Origin of the sequence: Streptomyces sp. NPDC015171 (assembly GCF_043079545.1) — a bacterium.
Lineage (GTDB): Bacteria > Actinomycetota > Actinomycetes > Streptomycetales > Streptomycetaceae > Streptomyces.
This window is the reverse complement of sequence record NZ_JBIBUO010000009.1, coordinates 66,470-79,685: the sequence shown is the minus strand read 5'-3', so window position 1 is coordinate 79,685 and position 13,216 is coordinate 66,470. Positions and strand designations below refer to the sequence as shown.

General features: G+C 70.4%; 13 protein-coding genes. 3 read left to right on the top strand and 10 right to left on the bottom strand.

What is annotated here, in order from left to right; all coding sequences use genetic code 11:
- Positions 1-201: 201 nt before the first annotated feature.
- On the bottom strand, positions 202-483 hold the full coding sequence (locus ACF073_RS24380; RefSeq protein WP_392073296.1) for a DUF4190 domain-containing protein: 282 nt from the start codon (positions 481-483) through the stop codon (positions 202-204).
- Positions 484-514: 31 nt separating this feature from the next.
- Positions 515-679 carry a hypothetical protein gene (locus tag ACF073_RS24375; RefSeq protein WP_392073293.1) on the bottom strand — a complete coding sequence of 55 codons (165 nt, stop codon included), beginning with the start codon at positions 677-679 and terminating at the stop codon, positions 515-517.
- Between the two features lie 145 nt (positions 680-824).
- Between ACF073_RS24375 and ACF073_RS24370 the strand changes: the two genes are divergently transcribed.
- Entirely contained in the window at positions 825-1,451 is a 627-nt protein-coding gene (locus ACF073_RS24370; protein ID WP_392073291.1) for a TetR family transcriptional regulator, read from the top strand.
- Positions 1,452-1,580: 129 nt separating this feature from the next.
- Here ACF073_RS24370 and ACF073_RS24365 read toward each other — a convergent pair whose 3' ends face one another.
- Complete coding sequence (locus tag ACF073_RS24365; RefSeq protein WP_392073289.1) at positions 1,581-2,558, bottom strand: helix-turn-helix transcriptional regulator; 978 nt, start codon at positions 2,556-2,558, stop codon at positions 1,581-1,583.
- Between the two features lie 129 nt (positions 2,559-2,687).
- Here ACF073_RS24365 and ACF073_RS24360 point away from each other — a divergent pair, with 129 nt between their 5' ends.
- Positions 2,688-3,278 carry a TIGR03086 family metal-binding protein gene (locus tag ACF073_RS24360; protein ID WP_392073287.1) on the top strand — a complete coding sequence of 197 codons (591 nt, stop codon included), beginning with the start codon at positions 2,688-2,690 and terminating at the stop codon, positions 3,276-3,278.
- Here the strand turns inward: ACF073_RS24360 and ACF073_RS24355 are convergent.
- Positions 3,265-4,128 carry a thioesterase family protein gene (locus ACF073_RS24355; protein ID WP_392073285.1) on the bottom strand — a complete coding sequence of 288 codons (864 nt, stop codon included), beginning with the start codon at positions 4,126-4,128 and terminating at the stop codon, positions 3,265-3,267. The two genes, ACF073_RS24360 and ACF073_RS24355, sit on opposite strands and share 14 nt — an antisense overlap.
- 153 nt (positions 4,129-4,281) lie before the next feature.
- Here ACF073_RS24355 and ACF073_RS24350 point away from each other — a divergent pair, with 153 nt between their 5' ends.
- The gene (locus ACF073_RS24350) at positions 4,282-5,529 is read left to right on the top strand and encodes an alpha/beta hydrolase (protein ID WP_392073283.1); all 1,248 of its coding nucleotides are present in this window, start codon (positions 4,282-4,284) and stop codon (positions 5,527-5,529) included.
- Here the strand turns inward: ACF073_RS24350 and ACF073_RS24345 are convergent.
- The 6 genes from ACF073_RS24345 to ACF073_RS24320 form a co-directional block, all read right to left on the bottom strand.
- A complete protein-coding gene (locus ACF073_RS24345) occupies positions 5,438-6,097 on the bottom strand; it encodes a trimeric intracellular cation channel family protein (RefSeq protein ID WP_392073281.1) in 660 nt (219 codons plus the stop codon). The genes ACF073_RS24350 and ACF073_RS24345 overlap by 92 nt on opposite strands.
- 47 nt (positions 6,098-6,144) lie before the next feature.
- Complete coding sequence (locus tag ACF073_RS24340; protein ID WP_392073279.1) at positions 6,145-7,536, bottom strand: M1 family metallopeptidase; 1,392 nt, start codon at positions 7,534-7,536, stop codon at positions 6,145-6,147.
- 101 nt (positions 7,537-7,637) lie between these two features.
- Entirely contained in the window at positions 7,638-9,191 is a 1,554-nt protein-coding gene (locus ACF073_RS24335; protein WP_392073277.1) for an ABC transporter ATP-binding protein, read from the bottom strand.
- A gap of 14 nt (positions 9,192-9,205) precedes the next feature.
- Entirely contained in the window at positions 9,206-10,303 is a 1,098-nt protein-coding gene (locus ACF073_RS24330; RefSeq protein WP_392073275.1) for an ABC transporter ATP-binding protein, read from the bottom strand.
- Positions 10,300-11,298, bottom strand: a complete 999-nt coding sequence (locus ACF073_RS24325) for an ABC transporter permease (RefSeq protein WP_392073273.1) — start codon at positions 11,296-11,298, stop codon at positions 10,300-10,302. Before ACF073_RS24325 ends, ACF073_RS24330 begins: the two co-directional genes overlap by 4 nt.
- Positions 11,299-11,406: 108 nt before the next feature.
- Entirely contained in the window at positions 11,407-13,197 is a 1,791-nt protein-coding gene (locus ACF073_RS24320; protein WP_392073272.1) for an ABC transporter substrate-binding protein, read from the bottom strand.
- Positions 13,198-13,216: the final 19 nt, after the last annotated feature.

Here is a 13,216-nt window from a genome sequence, read left to right as displayed (position 1 = left end):
GCCGGCGGGACGCCCGGAAGGGCCCGCCGCGCCCCGCCGGCGCCTCACGGTCCCCAGGAGGCCGTCGCCTCGCGGGCGCCGGGAGGCCGTCGCCGCGCAGGCGCCGGGAGACCGGTGCCGCGCAGGGGCCGGGAGACCGGTGCCGCGCAGGGGCCGCAGGGGCCGGGCGGTCGCCGTCCCGCAAGGACGCCGGCGGCTGCCTCACAGGCTCCAGGAGACCGTGCCCGACACCGCCATCGCCGTCGCCAGGACCGCCAGGTCCGCGACGCCCAGGGCCAGGCCGAGGTAGGCGCGGCCGCGGCGGGCCGTGCCGCGCCACAGGGCGACCGCGGCGAGGGCGATGGCGATCGGACCGAGGAACAGGTTGAGGACGAGCAGGCCGAGGAGGCCGAGGATGAAGGACGCGACGGCCATGCCGTCGGCGTCGCGGGTGCGCGAACGGGTGTCGGTGCGGCCGGTGGTGACCGGTGCGGTGAGGTGCATGGTGCTCAGCTCCTGAAGTCCATGGCGGCGGTCAGTTGGCCGAGGGGCGGCGGCGCGCGTGCCGCTCGCGGAGCGCGAAGACGCCGAGCCAGACGGCGATGACGGCGGCGAGGCCGACGGTGACGGTCAGCGGTGCGTGGGCGACGGTGCCCAGCACGACGCCGAGCAGCATGAGTGCGGCGACGAGGAACAGCATGGGATGAGATCCCCCCTCCGAGATGCCTCGTGTTCAGCCGGTGTGAAGTCTCGGTGAACAGTTGTAGTAACAGTTGTTCACTGACTTCGAGTCTAGCGCGCCCGACGGCTTTTCAATTCCAGAGAACAGTTGTTAACTGGATGACATGAGTCACACCCTCGGCATCCGGCAGGCCCAGAAGCAGAAGACCCGGCAGGCGTTCCTCGACGCGGCGCTCGCCCTGCTGGAGGAGCAGAGCCTGAGCAGCCTGGGGCTGCGCGAGGTCACCCGGGCCGTCGGTGTCGCCCCGACCGCCTTCTACCGGCACTTCCGCTCCACCGCCGACCTCGGCGTGGCCCTGGTCGACGAGGCGCTGGGCAGCCTGCACCCGACGGTGCGGCTGACGGTCTCCACCACGGGCGACAGCGAGGAGCGCATCACACGCGCCATCGAGCTGGTCGCCGACCACGTCGCCGCGCACCCGGCGCACGTCCGGTTCATCGCGCGCGAGCGGCACGGCGGGGTGCAGCCGGTGCGCGAGGCCATCCGGGAGCAACTCGCCCGGTTCGCCGAGGAGGTGCGGGCCGAGCTGGCCAAGGACCCGGGGGCGCGGGGCTGGAGCGAGGACGATCTGCTGATGCTCGCGCACCTCTACGTCGACCAGATGCTGATGACCGCCTCCCTGTTCCTGGAGGCGCTGGAGGCCCCGGAGGACGAGCGGGAGCGGGTGACACAGCTCGCCACCCGCCAGCTGCGGCTCATCACCATCGGCCGCGGCCACTGGCTCGACTGAGCCGCAGCGGTACGCGCGGACCCCGCTCAGCCCTCCCGCGCGCCGCCCCCGGCCGCTCCCCCGCTCCGCCCCGGCCGCCGGACGGGAAGGAGTCGCCCGCGCCGCGGACCGCCCTCCCCGCGCGGGATATCAGCCGTCGTCCCGGTCCCGGCCCTGGTACCGGTCCAGGACGGCACGGGCCCCGGCCACCAGCTCCTCGCGCGCCTCGGGCGGGTCCAGGATCTCCACCCGGTCGGAGAACGCGAGGAGTTGGCGCACGGCGCGGAGCACCGGGTAGGACAGCCGGGCGACGACCCACTCGCTCGCGCCGTCGTCCTCGGGCAGGGCCGTCAGCTGGGCCGCGGCCATCCGCTGGAACATGTCGAGCGCCTCGCGCCGTACCCGCACGGTGACCTGGACGCCGTCCTCCCGCTCCTCCACCTCCCGGCGCACCACCTCCCAGGCGTCGGCGAGTTCCACCCGGGCCCGGCGCCGCACGGGCTCCTCCAGCACCCGGGCCGAGCGCACCCGGTCGGCGCGGAACAGCCGCGGCCTGCCGCGCCGGTCGGCGACCAGGTACCAGACCCCGGCCTTGGCGACGAGACCGTACGGATCCACGGTGTACGTCCGCGGTTCCCGCTCCCCGCTGTGCCGGTAGCGCAGCTTGAGGCGCCGGTCGGCGAAGACCGCGTCCTGGAGCACCGCCAGGTCCACGGCCTGCTGCGGACCGGGCCGCCAGCGCGCGGCGTCGACCAGGACGCGCCGGCTCGCCACCTCGGCGGCGGACCGGTGCGGCGCCGGGAGCGCGGCCATGACCTTGCGCAGGGCCGAGCCGAGGGCCGCGTCGAGGCCGAGCGCGGCATGGGCGCCCTGCGCGGCCAGGATGAACAGGGCGCGGGACTCGTCGGCGGTCAACCCCGTGACGTCGGTGCGGAATCCGGCGAGGAGTTCGATCCCGCCGTGCCGGCCGCGCTCGGCGTACACCGGGACCCCGGCGGCGGACAGCGCCTCGACGTCCCGGTAGACGGTACGGACCGACACTTCGAGGCGGTCGGCGAGTTCGGGGGCCGGAACGCGGCCCCGGGTCTGCAGGAGCAGCAGGATCGACAGCAGCCGGTCGGACTTCACCGCGCCAGGATCCCGCCGTGCGGGTGGCCCGGGCAATAGCTGACAGCAGTTGTCAGGTTTTCCCGGGCATCCTCACCCGAGCACGTGCCCCGCATCCCGAGAACCGTGAAGACGTGAAGAGAGGCCCCCATGTCCACTCCGTCCACCGACCCCCGCCCCCTGTACGCCCGCGCCACGGCCCAGGCGGCCGAGGTGATCCGCGCGGTGCGCCCCGGAGACCTGGCCGGACCCACCCCCTGCGCCGAGTTCGACGTACGGGCGCTGCTGGGCCATATCGTCGACGGCACCCGCCGGGTCGCCCTCATCGGCGAGGGCGCGGACGGGCAGGACCTGCCGCGCTCCGTCCCCGACGTGGACGCCGACCGCTGGGCGGAGGCGTACGAAGAGGTCCGGGAGCAGGCCCTGAAGGCGTGGTCGGGCGACGACCGGCTGGCGTGGACGGTGCGGCTGCCCTGGGGCGAGATCCCCGGACACGCCGCCCTGTCGGCGTGGGTGATGGAGACCGTGGCGCACACCTGGGATCTGTCCGAGGCGATCGGCCGCCCGCTCCCGCTCGACCCGGAGCTGGCCGAGTTCGCGCTCGCCACCGCGCGGCAGGCCCTGCCCGACGAGCCGCGCGAGGGCCGCCCCTTCGACGCGCCGCGGCCGGCCCCCGAAGGGGCCGGCGCCTACGAGCGGCTGGCGGCCTGGCTGGGCCGCGAACCGCTCAGCCGAGCCTGACCCGGGCCAGCTGCCGGGACTGGGCGACCAGCCGGTCCTCGCTGTCCCACACCTCGGCGTCCTCCTCCAGGAAGCCGCCGGCGAGGTTGCGGGTGGTGATCGACACCCGCAGCGGGCCCGGCGCCGGGCGGTGGCGGACGTGGACGGTGAGCTCCACCGTCGGCACCCAGCCCTTCAGGCCCATCTCGAAGGCGGTGGGCGGGAGGGCGTCCACGGCGAGGAGCAGCGAGAGCGGGTCGGCGTCGCGGCCGTCGGCGAGGCCGAACCAGGCACGCATCTCGCCCTTGCCGGTGGGGGCGCCGAGCGCCCAGCCGATGGTGGCGGGGTCCAGCCTGAGCCGCAGCCGGTCGGTGATGGCGGAGCTGCCGTCGATCGGCGAGGGGCCGTCCTCGGGGCCGAGGCACTGCTCCAGCGGCGGTATCGCCGGCGGGGTGGCCGTCGTACGGACGTCGTCGGGGAGGGCGGCGAGGTCGCCGTAGGAGGCGAGGACGCGGATGCGTTCGACCTCGTTGCCCTCGGCGTCGTACTGGAAGAGGGACGCCTGCCCGGTGGAGAGGGACCGGCCGGTGCGCACGGTCTCGGTGCGGATCACCGCCGGGCCGGGCTGGGAGGCGGTCAGGTAGTGCGCGGAGACCGCGAACGGGTCCGGGTGCGCAAGCGCGTCCGCGAGGGCCCGCCCGAGCACGGAGAGCAGGTAGCCGCCGTTGACGGCGCTGATGATGGTCCAGCCGGCGGAGAGGTCGATGTCGTAGACGCCGGGCTCGCGCCGGGTGACCGCGGTGTCGCGGTCGAACTCGCTGTCACCGATCACGGCCCGCGGCAGGGAGGGAGCGGAAGCTGCTTCTGGCATGGCCGAACCGTACAACAGAAAATTACTAAGCGGTAGCTTTTTATGTGACCGGCGGATGACATGATCCGGCCTCCGGGTGAGGTTCCGGCAATTTCTCGGTAAGTGTCAGGACACGTCCACAACCCCGGGGCCCTGATCTCCCTCTATGGGGACATGAGCCTCACCGGGACTCCGTTCCTCTATCTGACCGTCGTGCTGTCCGTGATCGCCCTCATACTGCCGCTCGTGCTGTGGTCGCGGATGGGCGGGCCCAAGGCGCTGCGCGCCGCCGCCCGGGTGCTGATGCTGCTGTTCGCCCAGGGCACGGCCGTCACACTGGTCTTCGTCCTGGTCAACAACCAGAACAACCTGTACGACAACTGGGCCGACCTGATGGGCACCGGCAACCACGTCCAGCAGGCGGTCGACCTCGGCCAGGACGGCACCGGCGGCATAGCGGTGAAACGGCTGCCCAAGGTAAGACAGACCTTCACGGCCGCCCAGGGGCCCGGCATGCGGGTGGCGGGCGATGTGCGCGTCACCCAGCTCAAGGGCCGGGTCTCCGGTGTGAACGCCGAGGTCTACGTCTGGCTGCCGCCGCAGTACGACGACCCGGCCTACCGGCACAAGAAGTTCCCGGTGGTGGAGGTGCTGCCGGGATACCCCGGGTCCGCGAAGGCCTGGTTCGGCTCGATGAACGGCCCCGAGCAGCTGCTGCCCCGGATGCGCAGCGGTGAGGTGGCGCCGTTCATCCTGGTCGCCCCGCGCACCAACCTGCTGGCCGGTGTGGACACCGGCTGCGCCAACATCCCGGGGCAGGTCAACGCCGACAGCTGGCTCAGCATCGACGTGCCGAAGATGGTCATGGACAACTTCCGGGCCCAGCCGGCCCCCCGGGGCTGGGCGGTGGCCGGGTACTCGGCCGGCGCGCACTGCGCGGTCAAGCTCGCGGTGGCCCACCCCGACCGGTACCGGGCCGCGGTGAGCATGTCCGGCTACAACGACCCGATCGGCGAACGCAACTCCCTCGCCGCCCAGACCCCGGCCCTTCGCGCCGCGAACAACCCGTATCTGCTGCTGCGGAAGGCGGCGGCACCGCCCCGCATCGCGCTGTACCTCTCCGGCGAGTCCGGCGACGGCTACCAGGCGGGCCTGGCCCTGCAGTCGGCCGCCAAGGCGCCGACCACGGTGCGCGTGGTGTTCCTGCCGCGCAGCGCGGGCGGTCACACCATGGCGCTGTGGCGCCCGCAGGTCGTCCCCGCCTTCCGCTGGCTGACCCTGCAGATGGGCCAGAACCACGCCAAGGGGCACGACACCTCCGTGGCCGGGGCTACTCCTCGGTCACCGTCGACCGGCGGTTCCACGCACGCGGCGCTCGCCAGTGGAACCGCATCGCGAGCAGGCGCAGCACGAACGCCGTGACGACCGCGAGCCCGCTGGTGAACGGCGTCAGCACGTCGTAGCGGATGCACAGGACGACCATCGTGGCGCCGACGATCGCCGGGACCGCGTACAGATCGCGGTCCCAGCGCAGCAGCGAGGGCACCTCGTTGGCCAGCACGTCCCGCAGGACGCCGCCGCCCACGGCGGTGGCGAGGCCCAGCGTCGCCGACGCGGTCAGGCCGAGGCCGTAGCTGTACGCCTTCGTCGTACCGCTGACACAGAACAGGCCGAGGCCGGCCGCGTCGAAGACGAGCACCGCCGCCTGGATGCGCTCCACGTGCGGGTGCAGGAAGAAGACGACGAGCGTGGCGAACAGCGGGGTGACGAAGTACCCGAGGTCCGTGAAGGCGGCCGGGGGTACGGCTCCGATGACCAGGTCACGGAACAGTCCGCCGCCCAGCGCGGTGACCTCGGCGAGCACGGCGATACCGAAGACGTCGAAGTTCTTCCGGACGGCGAGCAGCGCGCCGGAGATCGCGAAGACGAAGATACCGATCACGTCGAGCGCGTGCTGGACGGACGGACTGAAGAGTTGCTGGAGCTGCACCCTGACATTCTCTCCTGTCAGGGGATGGAAACCTTACAAAGCCAGGCTCACAGCGCGGGCTTCCCTGTGGTGAACAGCCAGGCGTCGAAGAGGTCGTCCAGCTGCCGCCCGCTGATCCGCTCGGCGAGCCGGATGAAGTCCGCGGTGTCGGCGTTGCCGTACCGGTGGAGCTTCGTCCAGGCGGGCAGGAGCTTGAAGAAGGCGGTGTCGCCGATCCGTTCGCGCAGCGCCTGGAGCGTCATCGCGCCGCGCTGGTAGACGGCGGAGGCGAACATGGTGTCCCGCTGCGGGTCGGCCACCTCGATCTGCCAGAAGGAGGAGTCGGCGGGCCGGGAGGTGTAGGCGGCGAGGAAGGAGTCGTGGGCGGAGCGGGTGCCCTGGTGCTCGGCCCACAGCCACTGGGCGTAGGTGGCGAAGCCCTCGTTGAGCCAGATGTCCTTCCACTGCGCCACGCTGACCGAGTCGCCGAACCACTGGTGGGCCAGTTCGTGCACGATCGTCGACTCGCTGCGCACGGCGGAGTAGGCGGGCTTGCTCTGCACCTCCAGGGAGAACCCGGCCTCGGGCATGTCGTCGACGATGGCACCGGTCTCCTCGAACGGGTACGGCCCGAAGAGCCGCGACCAGTAGTCGGTGGCGGCTGCCGTGACGGCGTACACGTCGACGCTGCTGCCGTCCTTCAGCACAGGGTCCACGGCGACATAGACGGGGATCCCGCCGGGGGTCCGTCCGGTGCGCACGTCGAACTTCCCGATGGTGGCGGTGGCGAGGTAGGTGGCCATCGGCCGGCTCTCCCGCCAGTGGGTGTACGTCGAGCCGTGCCGGTCGCGGGTCGACACCAGCCGGCCGTTGGACACGGCGGTCAGGCCCTCGGGCGCCTTGATCCGGATGTCGTAGGTGGCCTTGTCGGACGGGTGGTCGCTGGACGGGAACCAGGTGGAGGCGGCATTGGGCTCACAGGCGACGAAGACGCCGTCGGCCGTCTTCATCCAGCCGTACTGGGAGCCGAAGACGATGGGGCCGCCGAGGGCCTGGGGTATGCCGCCGTAGGTGACGGTCACGGTGAAGTCCCGTCCGGCGCGCAGGTCGCGGCGCGGGGTGACGGTGATCTCGTCGCCGTCACGGGTGAACCGGGCGGGTCTGCCGTCGACTTCGACACGGGTGACCTCCAGCTGCTGGAGGTCGAGATCGAAGGAGGAGAGGTTCCGGGTGGCGCGGGCGGTGAGGGTGGTACGGCCGTCCAGGCGCCCGGTGCCGGGCGCGTAGGCGACGTCGAGGTCGTAGTGGCGGGCGTCGTAGCCGCCGTTGCCGAGCCGGGGGAAGTAGGGATCGCCGATGCCGGGAGCGCCCGGGGTGGGGGCGGCGGAGGCGGCGATGACGAGGAAGGAGGCCGCCGCGGTGCCGAGGGCCCCCAGACGTGCCGAACGGGAGAGTGCCATGAGTCGTCCCTTTCGAGCATGTGCCGGTCAGTGGACTGACACGGACGACTCTGCGCTCTCCCGTCCGGGCATGTACATGACTTTGCCCAGTCGTCATGCGGTTACTTGTCGGTCGACTCCGGGGACTTGGCGCCGGGGACCTCGGGGGCCTTGGCGGATCCGGCCTCGGGGGCGTCGGGGACCTCGGGGGAGGTCTCCTCGGCAGCGGCCTCGGTGGCGCCGTCTCCGGCGGCCGTCTCCTCGGCAGCGGCCTCGGTCACTTCGTCTCCGGCGGCCGTCTCCTCGGTGGCCGCCTCTTCGGCAGGGGTCGCCTCGGTGGACGCCTCTTCGGCGGTCGCCTCTTCGGCAGTCGCCTTCCCAGCAGGGGTCGCCTCGGTGGACGCCTCCTCGGCAGGGGTCGCCTCGGCGGTCGCCTTCCCAGCGGGGGTGTCCGCACCCGTGACGGCGTCCTCGGCGACGGCCTCCTCGGCAGCGGCCTCGACGGCAGTCTCCTCGACGGCGGTCTCCCCGGCCGCGGCCTCGGTCGCCTCCGGTGCCTCCTCGGCCGTACCCTTCGCGACCACCGCGTCCGGCACCAGCTCCGAAGCCGCCTTCGCCACCGACAGCAGGACCGTGTCCTGCGGCGCCTGGTCCGCGAAGTTCTCCGGGTGGTGGCAGGCGACCCGCTGACCGGTCCTCAGCTCCACGAGCTGCGGCTCGGTCGTCTTGCAGATCTCCGTCGCCTTCCAGCACCGGGTGTGGAACCGGCAGCCCGAGGGCGGCGCGATCGGCGACGGGACGTCGCCCTTCAGCAGGATGCGCTCGCTCTTGGCGTGCCTGCGCCGGGGGTCCGGGATCGGCACCGCCGACATGAGCGCCTTGGTGTACGGGTGCATCGGCGCTTTGTACAGCGACTCACGGTCGGCGAGTTCGACGATCTTGCCGAGATACATCACCGCGATCCGGTCCGACACGTGCCGGACCACCGAGAGGTCGTGCGCGATGATCACGTACGTCAGGCCGAGCTCCTCCTGGAGGTCGTCCATCAGGTTCACGACCTGGGCCTGGATCGACACGTCCAGGGCGGAGACCGGCTCGTCGGCCACCACCATCTTCGGCTTCAGAGCAAGCGCCCGTGCGATGCCGATGCGCTGACGCTGGCCGCCGGAGAACTCGTGCGGATAGCGGTTGTAGTGCTCGGGGTTGAGACCGACCACCGACAGCAGCCGCTGCACTTCCTTCTTGATGCCGCCTTCGGGCTCGACGCCCTGCAGCCGGAAGGGGGCGCCGACGATGGTGCCGATGGTGTGGCGCGGGTTCAACGACGAGTACGGGTCCTGGAAGATCATCTGCACATCACGGCGCAGCGGGCGCATGCCCGCGACCCCGAGGTGGGTGATGTCCTTGCCCTCGAACTCGATCTTGCCTGCGGTCGGTTCCAGCAGACGGGTGATCAGGCGGCCCATGGTGGACTTGCCGCAACCCGATTCGCCCACGACACCGAGGGTCTCGCCGGCCCGGACCTCGAAGTCGATGCCGTCGACCGCGTGCACCGCACCGACCTGCCGCTGCAGGAGCCCCTTCTTGATCGGGAAGTGCTTCTGCAGGCCGGTGACCTTCAGCAGGACCTCGCCGTCGCCTCTGCCGGTTGCCTTGGCCTGCGCAGGAATCGTCACTGCCTTCTCGTCGCTCACAGCTTCGGCGCAATCTCTTCGGTCCAGATACGCTCCCGCTGCTCCGTGCTCAGGTGGCAGGCGGCCCAGTGCCGGCTCTCGATCTGGGTCAGCTCGGGCCGGACGGTGCGGGTGACGTCGTCCTTCGGGACATCGGCGTAGGGGCAGCGCGGATTGAAGGCGCAGCCGGACGGGATGTTGATCAATGAGGGCGGCGAGCCCTTGACCGGGATGAGGCGCTCCTGCTGGTCGCGGTCGAGCCGCGGCATCGAGCCGAGCAGCCCCCAGGTGTAGGGGTGCCGGGGCTCGTAGAACACCTTCTCCGCGGGCCCGCGCTCCACACAGCGACCGCCGTACATCACCAGGATGTCGTCGGCCAGTTCGGCGACGACACCCAGGTCGTGGGTGATGATGATGACCGCAGAGCCGAACTCCTTCTGCAGGTCCCGCATCAGGTCGAGGATCTGCGCCTGGACCGTCACGTCGAGGGCCGTGGTGGGTTCGTCCGCGATGAGGAGCTCGGGGTTGTTGACCAGCGACATGGCGATCATCGCCCGCTGGCGCATACCGCCGGAGAACTCGTGGGGGTAGCTGTCCACCCGCTTGTCCGGCTGCGGGATGCCCACCCGGTCGAGCATCTCGACGGCACGCTTGCGCGCGGTCTTCTTGTCGACGTCGTGGTGGATCCGGTAGGCCTCCACGATCTGCGCGCCGATCGTGTAGTACGGGTGCAGCGCGGACAGCGGGTCCTGGAAGATCATCGCCATCTGGCGGCCGCGCAGCCTGCGCACGTGGTCCGGGTCGGCGGACAGCAGCTCGGTGCCGTCCAGCCAGATCTCCCCGGAGATCTGCGCCTTGCGCCGCCCGTACTGGCCGGCGGTGTGCAGGCCCATGATGCCGAGCGAGGTCACCGACTTGCCGGAGCCCGACTCGCCGACGATCCCGAGGGTCTTGCCCTTCTCCAGCTGGAAGCTGAGCCCGTCCACGGACTTGACCAAGCCGTCGTCGGTCGGGAAGTGCACCTTCAGGTCGCGCACCTCCAGGAAGGAGGCCGGCGCGGACGCGGTGCTCGTGGGCTCGCCCACGGATGCTCCCGTCTTGCTGACTTCGGTCATGTGAGCCTCACTCGGGGGTCGATCACGGCGTAAAGGACGTCCACCACGAGGTTGGCGACAAGCACAGCAACAGAGGTGATCAGCGTGACGCCCAGGATGATGGGCAGGTCCTGGTTCTTGATGGCGTTGAGCACCGCCTGGCCCAGCCCGGGAAGGCTGAACGTGGTCTCGGTGAGGATCGCTCCGCCGATCAGGGCACCGAGGTCCATGCCCAGCATGGTCAGGATGGGCGTCATCGTGGAGCGCATGGCGTGCTTGCCGATGACGACCTGCTCGGTCAGCCCCTTGGCGCGGGCCGTACGGATGTAGTCCTCCCCGAGGATCTCCAGCATGGTGGCGCGGGTGATCCGGGCGTACATCGCCGCGTAGAGGAAGGCGAGGGTGATCCACGGCAGGATCATGCCGCCGAGCCAGCCGCCGAAGCTCTCGCTGAGAGGCACGTACTGGCCGTCGATCCATTTCAGTCCGTAGCTGAAGATCGCCAGTGCGAGCAGGCCGGTGAAGTAGATGGGGAGGGAGACGCCGCTGAGGGCGACGACCATGGCACCTCGGTCCCAGAGGGTGCCCCGCTTGAGCGCGGACAGCACGCCGGCCGCGACACCGAAGATGAGCCACAGGACAGCCGCACCGAGCGCGAGACCCAGGGTCACCGGGAACCGGTCGGTGAGCACCGGCCAGACGGCCTGCTCGCTGCGGAAGGAGTAGCCGAAACAGGGAGCGGCGCAGTGGGTGACGTCACCGCCCGCCGCGTAGGTGCGACCGGCGAAGATGCCCTTGAAGAACTCCCAGACCTGGACGTACACCGGGTCGCTCAGGCCCAGCTTCTCCCGCACCGCCTGAACGGCGGCGGGGTCGGCCTGCTTGCCCACGAAGCTCGAGGCGATGTCGACGCCCGCCCACTTGGGGACGAGGAAGAAGATGCTGAAGACCACCATGACGATGACGACCAGCATCACTGCGGCGGCGAACAGCCGCCTGATGAGGTAAGCGAGCACAGCTAACGGCCCGCCGCGGGGCCGCGGACTCCGGAGGTCTTCCGGGCCCGCGGCCCCGCCGCGCCGGCCTTCACCTGCCTTTCGTGCCGTGCGGCGGGTGTGCCGGAACTACTTCGAGGACTTCAGACCGAGGTTGACGAAGTCGTACATACCGCTGTACGCGTCAGTGGTGTACACGTTCGCCAGCCGGTTCGAGCGCCAGTTGATGAACTTCTCGAAGGTGAAGGGCAGGTAGTAGCCGCCCTCCATGACCTTGTGGTTGATCTCCGTGGCGATCTGCGTCTTCTTGCTCGCGTCGAGGGTGTTGACGTACTGGTCGAACAGGCCGTCGATCGCCTTGTCCTTGATCAGCGCGTAGTTGTTGTTGCCGCTCTGCAGGATGTACTTGCTGTCCCACAGCGGCAGGCCGAAGCCCTGGACGGTCGGGAAGTCAGGGCCCCAGCCCATGACGATGATGCCGTAGCCCTTCTTCTTCACGTTCGAGGGGCTGCCGATGATGCCAGGGGTCTGCGAGCCGTCGTACTGGTCGATCTCGGCCTTGATGCCGACCTTCGCCAGGGACGCCTGCAGGGACTGGGCGGTGGCGACCTCGACCGGCTTGTTGTTGCGGACCGCGATCGTGGTCGAGAAGCCGTCCGGCTTACCGCAGGCCTTCAGCTCTTCCTTCGCCTTGGCGGCGTTGCCGTTCTTGTTCACGCCGGAGATGTGGAACGGGTCGTACTTCTGGCCCTCGGCGCCCGGGACGGACGGCGGCAGCATGTTGGTGCCGATGTCACCGCCGGCGATCGGACCGCCTCGCGCGGTCTGGAGGGACACGTGGTCCGCACCGTAGATCGCCGCGTTGCGGCAGTGGATGTTGTCGAACGGCTTCACGCTCTGCGGGAAGACCGCGTAGCGGATGTAGCCGGAGACAGGGTTGTCCAGGTTGGCCTTGTGCTGCTTCAGGGCGACGGTGCGGCCCTGCGGCGACATGCCGGTCTGGTTGAGGTCCAGGTCGATGTCGCCGTTGATCAGGCGCTGGTCGAGGTCGTTGGCGTTCGAGAAGAACTTGACCGTGATCTTGTCCGGGTATGCCTTGCGCACCGGGTCCGAGGACTGGTTCCACTTGGGGTTGCGGACCAGGGTCAGGTCCTTGCCCGGGTTGTACGAATCGAACTTGTACGGACCGGAGGAGAACGGGTGCAGGCCGTACTTGGACTTGGTGTCCTGGTCCTGGCGGACGGGGGACGCCGAGGTGAGGGCGAGCACCTCTTCGAAGTCGGCGTTCGCCTTCGGCAGGTGGAAGACGATCGTCTTGTCGTCGGGCGTGTCGATCGCCTTCAGACCGAGGTGGTCGGCCGACTTGTCCTTGTACGGACCCTGGTACTTGCCAGCCGGGTCCAGGAAGTCCTTGAGGTAGGTGGGGCCGCCGGACAGCACGTCCTGCGCCCACACGCGCTCGATGCCGTACTTGAGGTCCTTGGAGGTGATCGGCTTGCCGTCCTCCCAGGTGATCCCGTCCCGCAGCGTGTAGGTGTACGTCTTGCCGTCGTCGGAGATCTTGGCGAGACCGGTGGCGAGGTCCGGGGTGACCTTGGCGCCGTCCTTGCCGGGCTCCGTCTTGTTCGTGACGAGCTGACGGCTGTAGTAGCGCATGAAGTTCCACGCGAACCCGTAGTAGCCGCGTGTGGTGTCCCACGAATCGGCGTCCTGGGCCCCACCGAACTTCAGCGTGCCGCCCTTCTTCGCCAGCGAGGCCTGCGCAGCCTTGTTGTTCGCCGCGTCGAAGCCGGCCGCACCGTTCTTCGAACCGCCGCTGTCGCCGCCGCCGCCGCACGCCGCCGTGGTCAGCAGGCCGGCGACCACGACCGCAGCGGCCAAAGCCTGCTTGCGCCGCCCTGAGGTGCGTTGGGTAGTCACGATCTCGGATCCTCCGGAA